Genomic DNA, 15891 nt, shown 5'->3' on the forward strand with positions numbered 1-15891 from the left:
CATGACCGGCTTCTGGCAACGGCACGGCGGCGCGCAGGACGCGTTGCTGGCGCAGGCGCGGGCGATGTCGGCCCGGCTCAGCCACCGTGGCCCCGACGACAGCGGCGAATGGTGCGACGAAGCCGCCGGCGTGGCGCTGGCCCAGCGGCGCCTGTCGATCCTCGACCTTTCCCCGGCCGGCCACCAGCCGATGCATTCGGCCGACGGACGCTACGTGATCGTGTTCAACGGCGAGATCTACAACCATCTCGCCTTGCGCGACCGTCTTCGCGCGGAGCACGCCGCGCCGCCGTGGCGCGGCCACGCAGATACCGAAACCCTGCTGGCCTGCTTTGCCGCCTGGGGCGTCGAGCGCACCGTGCAGGCCAGCGTCGGCATGTTCGCGTTCGCCCTATGGGATCGCCAGCAGCGCACGCTGACGCTGTCTCGCGACCGCATGGGCGAGAAGCCGCTGTACTACGGCTGGCAGGGCGACACCTTGCTGTTCGGTTCGGAGTTGAAGGCGTTGAAGGCGCATGCGGCATTCCGGGCGGACATCGATCGCGGCGCGCTGGCGCTGCTGCTGCGCCACGACTGCGTCCCCGCGCCTCATGCCATCTACCGCGGCGTGGCCAAGCTGCGGCCCGGGCACCTGCTGCGCATTTCGGCGGACACGCCGCGCGAGGCGCAGCCGGTGCCGTACTGGCGCTACAACGACGCGGTAAGCGCGGGCCTGCGCGAGCCGCTCATCGCCACCGACGCTGCCGCCACCGACGCACTGGAAGCGCAACTGGGTGCCAGCGTCGATGCGCAGATGCTTTCCGACGTGCCGTTGGGCGCCTTCCTCAGCGGCGGCATCGACAGCAGCACGATCGTGGCGCTGATGCAGGCGCGCAGCGCGCGGCCCGTCAAGACCTTCACCATCGGCTTCGACGAAAACGGCTACGACGAAGCTGTGCACGCCAAGGCCGTGGCAAGACACCTGGGCACCGAACACACCGAACTTTACGTGCGGCCCGAAGACGCGCTCGCCGTGATTCCGCGGCTGCCCGGCATCTTCTGCGAGCCGTTCGGCGACAGCTCGCAGATCCCCACCTTCCTGATCAGCCAGCTGACCCGCCGTGCGGTGACGGTGGCCTTGAGTGGCGATGGCGGCGACGAACTGTTCGGCGGCTACAACCGCTACCTGGGCGCACGCACCACGTGGGAAAAGGCGCAGCGCCTGCCACCGCCCGCACGTCGCGCCGCGGCGGCTGCGCTGCACGCCGTGGCGCCGGCAACCTGGGATCGATGGTTCCAGCGCATCGGTCCACTGCTGCCCAAACGTTGGCAACTGGCCACGCCGGGCGACAAGGCGCAGAAGCTGGCGGACGTCCTCACGTTGTCGAGCGGCCAGGCGTATTTCCTCAACCTGGCCAGCCAATGGCAGGACCCGGCCCGCGTCGTGCTGGGCGCGCAGGAACCGCCCACGCTGCTGACCATGCCTGATGCGTGGCCGCCTACCGACAACCTGGCGCAATGGATGATGGCGATGGACGCACAAACCTACCTGCCCGACGACATCCTGGTGAAGGTCGACCGCGCCGCGATGGCCAACAGCCTGGAGACACGCGTACCGATGCTCGACCACCGCGTGGTCGAACTTGCCTGGCGCCTGCCGTTGCAACAGAAGATCCGCCACGGCCAGGGCAAATGGTTGCTGCGCCAGGTGCTGTATCGGCATGTACCGAAGGAACTGATCGAACGGCCCAAGATGGGTTTCGGCATACCGCTGGACAGCTGGCTGCGCGGCCCGCTGCGCGACTGGGCGGAAGCCCTGCTCGACGAGAATCGTCTGCGCCACGAAGGCTATTTCCAGCCGGACGCCATCCGGCAGAAGTGGACCGAGCACCTGAGCGGCCGCCGCAACTGGCAGCACCAGCTGTGGACGGTGCTGATGTTCCAGGCCTGGCTGGAACAGGAACGGAGGGCATCCGCATGATCGCTGCCGGCACCCACTCCGCTACGGCGCACGGGGCACGCTCATGAAGGCCGTGCTGTTCGCCAATACCGACTGGTACCTCTACAACTTCCGGCGCGCGCTGGCGCTGGCGCTGCAGCGGGCCGGCTACGACGTGCTGCTGATCTCCCCGCCCGGACCGTATGGCGATAAATTGCGCGGCCTGGGCCTGCGCTGGGAATCCCTTCCCATGCAACGGCGCAGCCTCAACCCGCTGCGCGAGCTGGCCTTGCTGTGGCACCTGGTGCGCCTGCTGCGGCGCGAACAACCCGCGCTGGTCCACGGTTTCACCATCAAGTGCGCCGTGTACGGCTCGCTGGCAGCGCGGCTGGCCGGCATTCCCGCGCGGGTGAATGCGGTGGCGGGCATGGGCTACGTTTTCACCAGTTCGCAGTGGAAGGCGCGCTTGCTGCGGCCGGTGGTGCGCGGCCTGCTGCGGCTGGCGCTGGGCGGTCGCGATGCGCGGCTGATCCTGCAGAACGCGGACGATGTCGAACTGTTTCGGCAGGCCGGCCTGGTCGACCCGGCGCATGTGCGGCTGATTCGCGGCTCGGGCGTGAACTGCGCGCAGTTCGCCGGGATATCCCCGCAGGCACCCACCGACGGATGCCCGCGCATGCTGCTGGCCAGTCGCCTGCTGTGGGACAAGGGCGTCGCTGAATACGTCGACGCCATCCGGCAACTGCGCAAGCAGGGCCGCACCTTCCGGGCTCTGCTTGCCGGCACGCCAGACCCGGGCAACCCGGCCGCCGTGCCGGAGGCCACGATACGAGGATGGGTCGACGAAGGCCTGCTGACCTGGCTCGGCCACGTCGACGACATGGTCGGCCTGCTCGGCGCGGTCGACCTCGTGGTGCTGCCGAGCTATCGCGAGGGATTGCCGCGAACATTGGTCGAGGCCGCTGCTTGCGGACTTCCGTTGATCACCACCGATGTGCCCGGCTGTCGCGAGGTAGTGGCCGATGGCGTCGACGGACTGCTGGTGCCGATGGGAGACAGCGAGGCGCTGGCGCGGGCCATGGCCCGGTTGCAGGATGATCCCGCGTTCGCACGCCAGCTGGGTGACGCGGCGAGGCGCAAGGCGAGAGCGCAGTTCGATGAACGCATCGTGGTCGAGCGCACGCTGGCGGTCTACACGGAGCTTTGCACCGCGTCGCAGGCATCTGTTGAATCATCCGTCTAGACGTCCATATGCCACGTCTCGCACGGTCGGGTCATGTGCGGTTCATGGCCCCGGCATCTGCCGCAGTAGACTCGGCCGATGGCCCCAACGTAGCCATCACTCCCACCACGAAAGTCGCACAACCGGAGGCCGCATCATGCCATCCCCGTTGAAACAGGCGAACGTACTGGATTACCTCCCCGCCTCCGAACACGCTGCCCTTCGCGCCGGCAACAGCACATACGACTGCACCGGCGACATCCAGGCCGCGATAGCCGCAGCCGACAAGGTGTTCGTGCCCGCCGGCGTTTACCTCGTGAAGCAGCTGAACCTCAAGTCCGGCTTCGAGTTGTACGGCGAAGGACCGTCCAGCCAGCTGAAAGCCTACGACGCGTCACTGGCCAGCGAATTCATGCTCGTCACCCACATCCGCGACGGCGGCAGCCACCGGGTCGCGGACAACATGCGCGACATCCATCTGCACGACCTGAAACTCGACGGACGGGTGGCCGAGTTCGGCTATGCGCAGTTCTTCTACCTGCTCGCCGTCAATGCCACCTCGGACCTCACCGTCGAGCGGGTGACGTTCCACGGCTTTCGCGGCGACGGCATGTATGTCGGCTCGGGCACGCTCGCCCGTACCGAGCGCCACAACCAGCGCATCGTGGTGCGCGACTGCGTCTTCGACGGTGCGGTGAAGGACAACCGCAACGGGTTGTCCGTCATCGACTGCGATGGATTGATGGTGGAACGCTGCGTCTTCCGCAACATTGGCAACGCAAAACTTTCCCATTCGGTGGGCGGCATCGATTTCGAGCCCGACCACGACTGGAGCATCTATCGCAACGTGACCATCAGCGGTTGCCGGTTCATCGACATCGACACGGTCAACACGGCGGGCATCACGTTTTTCAACGGACACCAGACCGGCGACAACATCCACGACTGGACCGTGTCGGATTGCGAATTCACGAACTGCTACTGGGGCATCGATTCTTCCACCAAGGCGAAGACTGTCGCGAGCAGGCCGGACAATCTTCGCGTACTCGATTGCGACTTCCTCAATTCGATACGCGTCGACGTGGCGGTCAAGGGTTTGAGCGGGACGCAGATCAGCTGCTGCACCTTCCGCCGTTCGCCACCCGGCTCGGGGCCTGGCGGCGACGCGATCCGTCTCGGCGCCATCGCGTCGCGGACCAGCCGCAACGCCATCAACACGGTGATCACCGGCAACATGTTCAGCGGCATACGTCCGCAAATGGGCGCGATTGGCGTACTTGGCGCCGACGGCCTTGTATGTGCGGGCAACGTGTTCACCGACATCCATGCAACGTGCATCAATTTCGCCGACGACGGATCACCCGACGACAAAAGAGTCATCGACAGGATCGTGATCTCCCGGAACGTGGTAACCCACGGCGCGCGCACCGGCTCCATGTCGTTCATGAGCACGAGCAACGACATGCGCATCAGCAAGGGCCGGCTGGAGCTCGAGCATTCCTTCGAGTACGAGAACGACGTCGGGGGCAGCGTAAAGAAGATCGCCAACGGCGCGACGATCGAGTTCCGCGGAACGACACCAACGACGTGAGGGCCACGCCCCGGTAGCGCCGCTCGCCACACGAGCCATCGCGATCAACGACGCGACGACCGCCGCAGCGAATGGTAGACCTCGGCATGGTCGTCCTCCCTGAACATGAGCTCGTCCTCCGGCACGGGTATTCCGACTTCCCGGGCCGTCGCTTCCGACGCGACGGCGCCCGCGTCGACCATGGTTTGCGAATCAGCCGCCCCGTGCCGACGCGCTTCCTGGCGCAGCCACACATGTGTGACCGTGATGACGTACACACCGAGGGTCAGGCAGAACGTTGTCAGGTTGGTACCCGCCGAATGGGCCGCGCTGCTGAAGAAAGCGCCGATGAACGCCAGGCCGGTAGCAAGCAGGATCAACAGGGCCAACGTGGTGCGGGACGTCAGGCCGAACCCGAGCAGGATGTGGTGGATGTGTCCGCGATCCGGCTTGAACGGCGACCTGCCCTGCCGCATGCGCCGATACATCACCGCAAACGTGTCGAACACCGGCAGCGCCACGCACCACAGCACGTTGACCGGCGACAACTGCGTGCCGGGTGTCTGGCTCATGCTGATCAGCGCCCAGGCCAGCAAGTACCCGATCAACATGCTTCCGGCATCACCCAGGAAAATCTTCCCGCCCATGAAACCCTGGTTGGCGACGAGATAAGGCAGCGACGCCGCGGCCAGCACAACCAGCAACGCGATGACGCCATGCAGGGGCGACGGGTCGGCAAACAGGATGATGGCGGCGATGCTCACCAGCGCCAGGCTTCCGGCCAGGCCGTCGATACCGTCCATCATGTTGAACGCATTCACCAGCCCGATCACGGCAACCACCGTCACCGGAACACCGAACCAGCCCAACGTCACTTCGTGACCGAAGATGCGCCCCAGCGTATGGATATACACACCGCTGCTGGCAATGACGGTCAGGATGACAATGGTCTGGATCAGCAGGCGATCCCGCACGCTGAGATCGAAGCGGTCATCCAGCGCACCGAGCAGCACCAGCACGGCGGCGGTACCCAGCAAGATCATTTCAAACCCCTGGAACTGCCCGTAGCAAGCCGCGCCCGCCGCCATGCCGATGAAGATCGCGAGCCCGCCCACCAGGGGCACATCACCATGGTGCTGCTTGCGTTGATCAGGGTGATCCACCAGACCCCACACAACGGCGAACCGACGCAGCACGACAATGGCCATTGCCGACGTGCATGCAGCAACCAGGCAATCAACGACTAGCCGCGACTCGTGCATGGCATTCCTACCTCCGACCAACCTCGAACGGATCCCCCTGGTCCAGCCGAGCTCGAGTTGTGAGTGGTGCGGACACGCCAGAAACCCGACGCCCCGCATCTATTGATTTTGATGGACTGACGGATCGCCGCCTTTAGGTGGCGGAAAGCGATCTGAAGCCAAGAGATAATCCGGCAACCATTTCCGATGAAACAACTCGGAGCCAATGCCGAACGGTGAACCTACCATCTTTGGACAGCGCCGCTTGCATGGTGAAAATCCTGATTCAGGCCCGCCATCGTTAGATGATGATTTTGTCAATCAATCATTCATATCGTGTTGCCATCCGAACTGAATGCCGCCTGTCCCTGCGCTGAATAGACGTCCAAATGATGAAACGACCAACGGCTTCGAAACCTCAAGCTGGACGCACGACATCGACCGACAGCCTTCGCTGCCGGTCGATGATCGCTTTACGTCATGCGCAACCGCGTCGCCTCAGTGAGTGGCGCTGTAGTTCGCATTGGCCGCACTGCTGAGTATCGAGGCCGACGGCAGCAACTGGCTCAACACGCGATTCCAGCGCGTCACACCAGCCGCACCCACAAACACCACGTCACCCGGCTTCACCCTGAATTGATCCCCCAGCGCGAACGCCGAAGGTGAACGGGCGTCAAGCTGAAAGACCTTGGCCGGCGTGTTTTCCAGGTTGTTCGCACCGCGGATGACATAGACCTCCTTGCCGTCGGACGTGACGGGATTGAGGCCACCGGCGCGGCCCAGGACCTGCGTCAGCGAGATGTCCGAAGCGCTCCTGAAGGTGACCGCGCGTGGACGCAGCACCTCGCCCAGCACGTAGATCTCCTGCGTATCGTTGTACGGGAGCATCAGGCGATCCCCAGGCTTCAGATAGATGCTTTGCGCGATGCTGTGGCCGTTGCTCAGCGCGGTCAGGTCCAGGTGATAGTCCTGTCCGTCACGCGTCAATATCAGATCGGACATGTTGGCCTCGTCCGCATTGACCGATGCCGTACCCAGCGCCTGCCCCAGGGTCAGAGGAACCGTCGTGATCGGTTGTGGATCGGTCTTCTTGAAGGCACCTTGCAGCAGCACATGCTGGCTGTTGTAACCGACGACGCCGACGTCCACCTGCGGTCGCTCGACATACTTGGCGATCTTCGTGCTGATGGCGTCGCGCACCTGCTCGATCGTCATTCCGGCGACTTTCACCGCGCCCACGTAGGGATAGAACATCGTGCCATCGGACCGGACCAGGCGGCCATTGGCGGCCGTCTGCTGCTGCGAACCCGCCGGCGACGTCAGCTCCGGGTGATCCCATACGGTGATGTAGAGCGTGTCGCCGGGGCCGACACGATAAGGCTCCGGCTTGTACGACAACAGCGCCTGCGGCACCGTGGCGGCCAGCGTTGTCGCGTTGTTCGTCGTCAACAGTTGCGGGGTGATCGTTACCAGCTGGATCTGGCTGCTGTCCGTCGGCGTACCACGAACCAGTCCCTCGCTACGCATGCGTTGTCCCGGCGCCCAAACGCAACCGTTAACCAGCAACACGAATCCGAGAATGATAAAGGCGCGAGTTGTTTTCATGTTTAATTAGGCCTCGAAGATGGTGATCCACTAGGCATCCTGGAATAAACATTAAACAACACGTTCGCGTCGAATTCAGAGCTCGCATTAAAAATCGAGGTTATCGGTAAAGCGCAAATTCATTTTCCTGACACGGATGTATATGAATGGCACCATTCATATGTGAAGGGATAATCGGCAGAAAAAAATGGGATAGTAAATGCCACACGCCACGTGAAGAGAACATCACAGCGTCATCGGATCAATGGCGGCATCAACATGAATTGGACGGCCAAATGCCTTGCCCCGCAAGGCGCTGCGGCGATATCGGGATAGCTGAACCAAGCGGGATCAGCGTCGACACCGCCGGCGATCGCCACGCATGCCGAGACCATCCGCCCGCACAGCATTCAAACAACTTGAGCGCTCGTCGGGCGCATTCCCTTTCCGCCACCAAGGAAGGACGACCGCCATGCTTTTGTCACCTGGCACGCGGCGAAAGCGTCAGATCGTTGCGCTACCATGCGATTCGACGCACTCGGTCGTCCGCGGCCTCGTTCAGGCACAGGGGAAAAACTGCGGCATTCGTCCGATTCGCGTGTCCGGAACCACAATATTCGATACCCGACGAGGTCCGTGTCCTGATTTGGCACGATATTGGCTTTCTTCTGCAACCATCCACGTCGTGTTCGGCTGCCGCTCGTTACTGGTGCAAGAAAACATGGGAAACAACAAGAAAAAGCCCGTCTGGGAGAAAAATTCTCGAGGATTCTGGCTCGCTGTTTGTCTGGTTCTGAGCGCACTGGCCGGGTGGCTGATGTTTCATCTGGGGCTTCTGCGCTGACGGCGCCCCCCAGTCCGCCGGCAAGGTTTCGCTCGACCCCGGCCAGGTCGCGCAAGCGCACTCACTTGACGCCGTGCCGCAGCCGCGTTTTCCAGTATCCGATCAAACCGGGGTGATACCACTGCCGCGACGATCCCTCACCGGTGCGCGGAACCACGCGTCCGGCCGCGGCATCGCGCAGCGCGGCTTTCATCAGTGACAGCCCTTGCACCAGTTGCAGGATCGGGTAGGTGGCGAAATTGTCGTCCGCCTCGGGCGTGATGGTCGCCTGATACAGGATGCCGCCGGTGTCGACGCCCGCGTCCACCAGATGAACGGTGACGCCGCAATGCGCGCGATCATTGTTCGCCAGCGCCCAATAGCCACCATGCACCCCGCGATAGGCCGGCGTGATACCCATGTGCGTATTGATGAAAGGCGCATCCACGGCCGCCAACAATTTTTGCGACAGGATGCGTGTGCCATTCACCACCACAGCCTGGGGCGCATGCTGGCGCAGACGATCCGCCACGCCGCGCCCGTTGGCGCTGGCGACACGACGGATCACCTGCGTGGGAATCGGTGCGTCCGACAAGCCGTGCCGATGCAGAAGTTGTTCGATACGCGAGCGGGACGCGCGAACGAGCAGCCGGCTGTACAGGATGAAACCGAGTTGTCCCAATGTCTGCATCACGCCGAGCTTGCGGGCGCGATGGCGCAGCATCCTGAGCGCCGAAGGTTTGTCTTCGAGCACCACCTCGACGACGTCGAACTCCTCCCGAAGGCCGTGGTACATCACCCGCGTGGACAACCCATCACCGGCGAGCAGCACGATCCGCGCCCTAGCCGACATGCATGCGTTCCAGCAGCGCCGCGACCTCACCCATGTTGCGCGACTGCATCCCGTGGCGCTGACGGAGCTGGTCATAGTGGATCAGGATCTTCCGCAGAAAATCTAGGTTGCGCTTCACGTCGGCCCCGAAGTTGTGCGGATGCCACCACAGGTGGAACAGCCGATTTTCGGTCGCGGCCTCGTGCATGGCGCGCTTGATACGATGCAGCCGCAGGCTCTCCAGCGGTGCGAGTGAACGCGAACACGGACGCAGGAATCGACTGGCCGGAATGTCGAACGGCCGGTTGCGCGCACACTCCTCCAGGCTGTAGGTGTTGTGGCCGCTGAGGTTGATGTAGGTATCCAGCAAGCGCAACGCGCGCACCAGCGGACTCTGCCCCTGCTGGTTTCTCGGCTTGTAGAACGACATCCTTTCGTTGCCCCGGTAACAGGCAATACCCAATTCGTCGAGCACCGGAAGGTAGGCCGGGTTCGCCTGGTTGCGCGGAAACACCAGGCTCGTGGTGGGAATGCCTACGCCCTTCGCAACCTCCACCGCGGCGCGCAGGTCGGCGCGGAATGACTCGATGGTCTGCCCTTCTTCCAGACAGTAGTAGTGCGAGAACGTGTGCGTGCCGACCTCCTGCCCAGGGCAACGGAGGATCTGCTCGATCGCGTCCGGCGCGAAGTGGTAGAGGTCGTCATCACCCCACGTGCGTTCGTCGATGTAGCGATAGGACGAAAGCTGCTGGTTTTGGTAATCCGGCAATACGCCCGGCAGTTGCTGCCGCAACTGCGCGATGTCCTTGAAGAACAGGAACCCGAGCGTGGCCCAGGTGGCGTGAATACCGTGGGTCTGGAACAGGTCGAGAATGCCGCGAATGGCATCGCGTTCGCCGCGCAGGTTCGCTCCGTAGTCCTCGAAGCTGCGGCTGTCGCGCACGCCCCAATACAACTCCAGGTCCAACGAGACAGTGAATACACCCGGCATATGTCAGCCACACCTCGTTAGTCAGGACGCCGTCTCCTGAAGCATTGGCGGTACCGACGCACGATCGAGTCAAGCCGCGATACCGCCGGCTCATCTCCCCGTGTTTATTCGCAAGGCGTGCGTCGAGCGAATTGATCGTATTCTCAGGGCAGAACCTGAAGGGGCGATGAGGGGCATCGCCGGCCTTGCCGTGGCCTCATGGCGATATCGCCGCGTTTCCAAGCTCCCATTGTTGGGCAGGTGGCGTGAAAATCGTGGGGTTGTCGGGAAATTGAGGTGAACGGGGGCTGTCGCTGGTTTTAGGACGAGGCGCGCGCGGGATGCGTCGAGTTAGGTGGAAGAATCCGTCCGCACCCCTTCACGACCAGCAAAACACGCGCTTTTCGGTGCGCTGCACTGAGGCGTGAGGTCCACGGGGATTGTTGGGCGCATCCATGGGCCCAACCCTTCCGCGCTGCGCGCTGCGCGCTGCGGGGCCAGCCTTCGGCTGTCCTTGACGCTCCGGGCGAATTTGTCGCTCGCGAAGGCAGGATGCCGTAGCGAACAGTGGCGAAGCCGCTGGCCCGAAGGGCGAGGTGCAGGATGCGCCGAGTAACCCGAGAGGGTTCGTCCATATCTCTCTCTCCGCCAGATACGCAAAGCGTCGCTTCGGTGCGCTGCCCTGAGGCGTGAGGTCCGCGGGGATTGTTGGGCCCATCCATGGGCCCAACCCTTCCGCGCTGCGCGCTCCAGGGCCAGCCGTTCGGCTGTCCAATTTTGTTCCGGACAAAATTGTCGAACCAAGAGGGTTCGTCCACACCTCTCTCTCCGCCAGATACGCAAAACGCCCCTTTCGGGGCGCTTTGCGTATCTGGCGGAGAGAGAGACCGCCTGCAAAGTACGCAACAAGGATCAAGGGATACCAACAGAATACAAGATAAATGGCCAAGTAAAGCCATTATTGTCGAGTCATAGCCCAACAAGCCACAACCAAACTCAGCCACAACCAATTCAGGATGGCATACTGCTTGGCATACCAGCTACCAACCCGGAACCTCCGTCTATGACACTCCTTACGGACACCAAGGCTCGCAACGTCAAAGCTGGAAGCACGCCCCTCGCCCATGGCGGAGTCACTGGTCTGGCACTTCACCCTTCCCCCAGCCACAAGGGGCAAGGCAAGTGGGTTCTCCGCTACGTCAGTCCCGTCACCGGTAAGCGCCGCAACGCAGGACTGGGCAGTTACCCAGACATCGGCATTGCCGAAGCCGCCAAGCAGGGGCGCTTCATGCGTGAAAAGCTTGCCAACGGACAAGACCCACTGGAGGCCAAAGCCAACGAGGCAGTCAAGCCACACATGCCCATTTTGCGCGAGGCGGCGAAAATCCTTCACAAAGAGCTGACACCGGGTTGGAAGAACGCCAAGCACGCTCAGCAATGGATCAACACCCTTACCGAGTACGCCTTTCCGTTGATCGGGGCTATGCCGCTTGATCAAATCCAGCCGCGTCACATCGCGGATGTGCTGCGGCCCATCTGGCTGGAAAAAGCCGAGACGGCTGGGAGGGTCAAGCAACGGCTACACGCGGTCATGGCATGGGGGTGGGCACACGGCTTCTGTCAGTCCAACCCGGTCGACGTAGTGAATCACCTCTTGCCACTCCAACCGGGCAAGACGGTTCGCACACAGCACCAGCCTGCGATGCCCTGGGCGTTGATGCCCGCGTTCGTGACCGACCACCTGCCGCCAAGCGTTGAAGTCACGCGCCAGCTCTTAGGGTTTGTGATCCTGACGGCAGCCCGTTCGGGCGAGGTACGCTACATGACGTGGGATGAGGTGGATTTGAAGAACAAGCTCTGGACGGTGCCTGCGGAGCGAATGAAGGCCAAGCTAAGCCACCGCGTGCCGCTTTCTCAGCAAGCCATAGCGCTCCTCAAGCACCAACAGGGGCTGCACCACACGTTTGTGTTCCCGTCCGTACGCAAAGGCGTCCCGTTGTCGGACATGGTTCTGACAGCCTTTCTGCGACGCATGAAGGCCGTTAGCGACGTACCGGGACGTGTGGCTACCGCCCACGGCTTCCGATCCAGCTTTCGCGACTGGTGCAGCGAGAAGGGGTATGCGCGCGATTTGGCTGAACGGGCACTGGCCCACACCGTGCAGAACAAAGTGGAGGCAGCCTACCACCGGACGGATCTGCTGGAGCAACGCCGACCACTCATGCAAGCATGGGCCGATTTCGTAATGCCTAACGGGAAGCCAGAGGCGCATGACTGAGATCGATGCGAGGCGGCTGTCGAAGCTGGTGCCGCTGTTAGACGAAGTATCTCCTGCCGAGATGCGCGGCACCTTGCCTGCGTTAGTGCACGATGGCGAGGTTGTACTCTACGTCCGTGTACCCGCGGGCAAGGTGGTGTACATGGATGGCATCCGGCTGCTGCCGGCAACGTTTAGTGATGCCGCTAATTCCTGGAGCCGATCCCTGTCGCCCTACGACCTTAGCCAGGTGCGGAAGGCTAGGAAGTCCGGTATCCCAGCCATCCAGAATCCGATGATAGTGCCAGATGCGATCTATCTAGCAATGGCGCCGAAGGACGCCCGCTTGCTGCTAGAGATGGAGCGGAGGGAAGTCTGCTGGTTTCCTTTCGCCGTCCAGTTTTCGCCGGACTCAGGGACGGGTTCGAAACATCTCACACGACTGATTCCATGGCAGTCTCTATGTTGCCTTCGGCCCAATGACGGGCAGCCAAAGCGGGGGCCATGGATAGGTCATGACCCAGGGCATGCGCTAGCCATCGAGCTGCGTGATGTTTTCGTTGAACAGAATGCCTTGGACACCGTATTGCGGGCGAAGGAAGACCCAATGGGGCTAAGGGGGACCTCGCCTGGGGTGTACGTCTTGTGCCGCGCAGCTGCGCGTTTCAACGATCCGGAAAAAGGCGTACAGGAGCAGCAGCCTGCTGTCCAAGAATGGGTGCGGAACGAAGCTAGGGCCTGCGGCGTTAATGACTGGTTGTTTAACAATGGGGTGCTGAAGTTGGTCAGGAAACTCATCAACACGAAGCATAACGAGCGTCAGGGAGTGCCGTCTCCTGCTGAGTTCGATCTCAGCGTATTGAGTGATAACGAAGCTCGCGCTTTCGGCCAGCTTCACTGGATGAGCAAACGATTGATGTTGACTGTCCACGCAGCACGATGCTGGCAACAGATTGTCAGCGGTCAGGAGAGACCCTGGGAGGACGTTAGTCCAGACGACCAGATGCGGATGACCCGCAACTTAGGTAAATGGCTAGACGACTGGGGGTTTACTGGCGAGGGTGAACACAAGGCCGTCTGGTCTATAGCGATCTACCCGATCGACATTCGCGACATTCGCCTCAAGCAAAAGGCGAATCAGAAAATACGCTCTTGAGCACCGAAAGATCATTCTCGGTCTTTCGCGGGGCACCCGGCTTCGGGCCATCGCTGGACTCAATGATGCCACGCCGGAGGTTACGCGAGCGCCCGGTTTCCAGGGCGCAGTCCTCCTTCGTCATATAAGCCAGCGCGATCAGGAGGCCGGTCAGCATGACCCGATCACTGATGCGCACCACGCCGAGTGCGTTGTGTTCGTATTTCTTGCGCAGTACCCAGCAGTTGAAGAACGTACCCTTCCCTTCACTGAAGCGGCTCGTCCAGGCTTCGCCAAGCTGCTGGCTGTAAACGTGGCCCTCCTGGTGCTTGTGGCCGTCGAGGAAAACCATGAGATGGAAATGAATGCCGCGGCGGAAACCGCCTTCGCGCTTCACGATCCACCCCTTGACGTCAGGTTCAATGAGGCGATTCTCCCGTAAGGCACGTAGATACTGGCTGACGCACCACTCTGCACGATCTGACTCTGACCAAGCGTGACTGTCGGGATGGATGTAAAGGTCAATCCTGAGTACCAGGAGCTTTGAGTACTTCTCGAACAGACTGCCGGCATAAGCCCAGCAGGACTTCAAGTTCTTACGCTCGCTCCTCTCGTGATTGAGAACCACAGTCCTGAACCGCCTGGAATTGCAGACGCGCTTTACAAACCTAGCCGCCTGGACAAACGCATTTCGAATCTTCGGCTCGTTGACGTCTGCCCATTCGCCGGGATGGAAGTCGCTCAGCTTCTCGGCGATCTGCATGCAGGCACGGATCATCACCGTGATGTGGGGGTTGGGTATGGCGTGGATGAATGTGTAGGGCTCACCTTCAGCCAGACCGGCTATCGTTCCATCTGCTTTGCGGAAGGAGTGACCCTTCATATGGAAGCCCTGTTCGGCACGCTCGACCAATGGCAATGCGTTTACACACAGTAAGCGCACGTCATTTCCCAGGGCTGACAGTTTATGCGCCATACCGCGTACGGATTTGAAAGGCACGACCATAGCGCCGCCTCCGGTGGTCAATCGTTTAGCCGCTCGCTCAAAAACCCTCAGATACATCTGCCAATCGAGGTCTTCCGTGACGACAGCTTTTCCATCTGTCGTGTGCCACATGCCTTTGGCGATATGCGCGTGCTGCCTCTCCCCTTTTTCAATGGCGCGCTCAATATGCTCGTCACTAACGGTGTCACAGTTCACGATGTTTTTCCCCATATGTTTGTCCATTTGTGCATTGACCTGATTTAAAGTCCAATCACTGGTGTAATGTAGACAGTAGACCCACAGCTACTTCCATCACAAATCAATGGACTTGCTTGATGGAGTTATTGTCTTAAACTAACAACGGTGATATATGGCTATTAGATATAGTTCCTGAATTCGCAATACGTTATTTGCCCCAAGGTTAGTTATTCGATATGGACTTCCTCCGGATCGACGGGATATTAGGTTCCGAGATCTTCTTGCTGACTTGGTGCGATATTTCATGGGTGGGGCGCGAGTCAACCCACCCAAGGATGTCGGCACGCCGCCAGCCGATCGCGGATCGCACTCCAGCTCCATTTCCGAGACGGATAGGCTTGGGGAACTCCGGGTCGAACCACTGCCCCTCCGAGTCCAAGAGATTCCGAATGGTGGACGGACTCAAGCCGATCTGGGCGGCGACTTCGTCGATGCGCAACACCAGCCTGGGCTGTACATCCCATTTCTTGAGGGAATCGCCAATCGCTTCTCGGACAGCTTGGGCAATGACTCCCGACAGTACCTGCGTGGAACAAGGATCACTTACATCGTACATATCGCGGCTCTGCGGTGGTGACGCAGCGATACTGAGGCCGAATTTGTGGTTTGACGATGTACGAAATCCGCACTTCCATGGGCAGCCAAAGTCTGACGACCCGTTAGGCCGCGCCACGACTAGCTTTCCACGATTGAAGAAGTGCGGAAGGGCTCCGCACCCTCGCCCCTCCGGACCCCCTCCGTTGAGTTAGTTTCTAGACGTCGAGTTAGTTTTCCGACAACCGCCGACCCCGAATCAGGCACAAAACGAAAGCGGGGCACTCAAAGAACACCCCACTTTCGTTTCAACGACTTTCAATGTATTTCAACGGCTTCCATAGTCCGGAACCGCGACAATCAGCAAACTGAATGCCACCGATTCGACGGAATTTCACATCCATATTACCCATGTGAAGTCTATGTTCTCCGGCTTCGCGTCTGGACGCTCCGCATCGCAGCGTTCGCAAAGGGTATCCGACGACATGAGCGGCAAAATTGACACGGTCTATTGCATTCTGGTCGTTGCCACGGCAGTTCTGGTTGGCATCATCAAATGCAC

Annotated in this window: 12 protein-coding genes; 6 read left to right on the forward strand and 6 right to left on the reverse strand. The window is 61.3% G+C overall.

Annotated elements, in window-relative coordinates; translation table 11 throughout:
• The first annotated feature begins 1 nt into the window (after position 1).
• The 3 genes from asnB (at position 2) to ACFPK0_RS10165 (ending at position 4731) form a co-directional block, all read left to right on the forward strand.
• Positions 2-1960 (forward strand): asparagine synthase (glutamine-hydrolyzing), encoded by a 1959-nt coding sequence (gene asnB, locus ACFPK0_RS10155; RefSeq protein WP_417715061.1) that lies wholly within the window; start codon positions 2-4, stop codon positions 1958-1960.
• Positions 1961-2003: 43 nt separating this feature from the next.
• Positions 2004-3161, forward strand: a complete 1158-nt coding sequence (locus tag ACFPK0_RS10160; protein WP_377340505.1) for a glycosyltransferase family 4 protein — start codon at positions 2004-2006, stop codon at positions 3159-3161.
• A gap of 136 nt (positions 3162-3297) precedes the next feature.
• Complete coding sequence (locus ACFPK0_RS10165; protein ID WP_377340507.1) at positions 3298-4731, forward strand: glycosyl hydrolase family 28-related protein; 1434 nt, start codon at positions 3298-3300, stop codon at positions 4729-4731.
• A gap of 44 nt (positions 4732-4775) precedes the next feature.
• Here ACFPK0_RS10165 and ACFPK0_RS10170 read toward each other — a convergent pair whose 3' ends face one another.
• A complete protein-coding gene (locus ACFPK0_RS10170; protein WP_377340510.1) occupies positions 4776-5918 on the reverse strand; it encodes an undecaprenyl/decaprenyl-phosphate alpha-N-acetylglucosaminyl 1-phosphate transferase in 1143 nt (380 codons plus the stop codon).
• A 531-nt stretch (positions 5919-6449) separates the two neighbouring features.
• Positions 6450-7478 (reverse strand): polysaccharide biosynthesis/export family protein, encoded by a 1029-nt coding sequence (locus ACFPK0_RS10175; protein ID WP_377340512.1) that lies wholly within the window; start codon positions 7476-7478, stop codon positions 6450-6452.
• 529 nt (positions 7479-8007) lie between these two features.
• On the opposite strand from ACFPK0_RS10175, the gene ACFPK0_RS10180 reads away from it, so the two are divergent.
• Complete coding sequence (locus ACFPK0_RS10180; RefSeq protein ID WP_377340514.1) at positions 8008-8379, forward strand: hypothetical protein; 372 nt, start codon at positions 8008-8010, stop codon at positions 8377-8379.
• 61 nt (positions 8380-8440) lie between these two features.
• On the opposite strand, the gene ACFPK0_RS10185 is transcribed toward ACFPK0_RS10180, so the two are convergent.
• Both ACFPK0_RS10185 and ACFPK0_RS10190 read right to left on the reverse strand, forming a co-directional pair.
• Positions 8441-9211, reverse strand: a complete 771-nt coding sequence (locus ACFPK0_RS10185; RefSeq protein WP_377340517.1) for a formyl transferase — start codon at positions 9209-9211, stop codon at positions 8441-8443.
• Positions 9201-10181 (reverse strand): polysaccharide deacetylase family protein, encoded by a 981-nt coding sequence (locus ACFPK0_RS10190; RefSeq protein WP_377340519.1) that lies wholly within the window; start codon positions 10179-10181, stop codon positions 9201-9203. The genes ACFPK0_RS10185 and ACFPK0_RS10190 overlap by 11 nt, the downstream gene beginning before the upstream one ends.
• A gap of 1042 nt (positions 10182-11223) precedes the next feature.
• On the opposite strand from ACFPK0_RS10190, the gene ACFPK0_RS10195 reads away from it, so the two are divergent.
• Together ACFPK0_RS10195 and ACFPK0_RS10200 are read left to right on the forward strand one after the other, a co-directional pair.
• Entirely contained in the window at positions 11224-12438 is a 1215-nt protein-coding gene (locus ACFPK0_RS10195) for a tyrosine-type recombinase/integrase (protein WP_056602752.1), read from the forward strand.
• The gene (locus tag ACFPK0_RS10200) at positions 12431-13573 is read left to right on the forward strand and encodes a hypothetical protein (RefSeq protein WP_056602750.1); all 1143 of its coding nucleotides are present in this window, start codon (positions 12431-12433) and stop codon (positions 13571-13573) included. Before ACFPK0_RS10195 ends, ACFPK0_RS10200 begins: the two co-directional genes overlap by 8 nt.
• Here ACFPK0_RS10200 and ACFPK0_RS10205 read toward each other — a convergent pair.
• A complete protein-coding gene (locus ACFPK0_RS10205) occupies positions 13539-14780 on the reverse strand; it encodes a YagK/YfjJ domain-containing protein (RefSeq protein ID WP_056602749.1) in 1242 nt (413 codons plus the stop codon). The genes ACFPK0_RS10200 and ACFPK0_RS10205 overlap by 35 nt on opposite strands.
• Before the next feature lie 178 nt (positions 14781-14958).
• Positions 14959-15351 carry a helix-turn-helix transcriptional regulator gene (locus tag ACFPK0_RS10210; RefSeq protein WP_377340525.1) on the reverse strand — a complete coding sequence of 131 codons (393 nt, stop codon included), beginning with the start codon at positions 15349-15351 and terminating at the stop codon, positions 14959-14961.
• Between the last annotated feature and the right edge of the window lie 540 nt (positions 15352-15891).

Origin of the sequence: Rhodanobacter ginsenosidimutans (assembly GCF_042655685.1) — a bacterium.
GTDB lineage: Bacteria > Pseudomonadota > Gammaproteobacteria > Xanthomonadales > Rhodanobacteraceae > Rhodanobacter > Rhodanobacter ginsenosidimutans.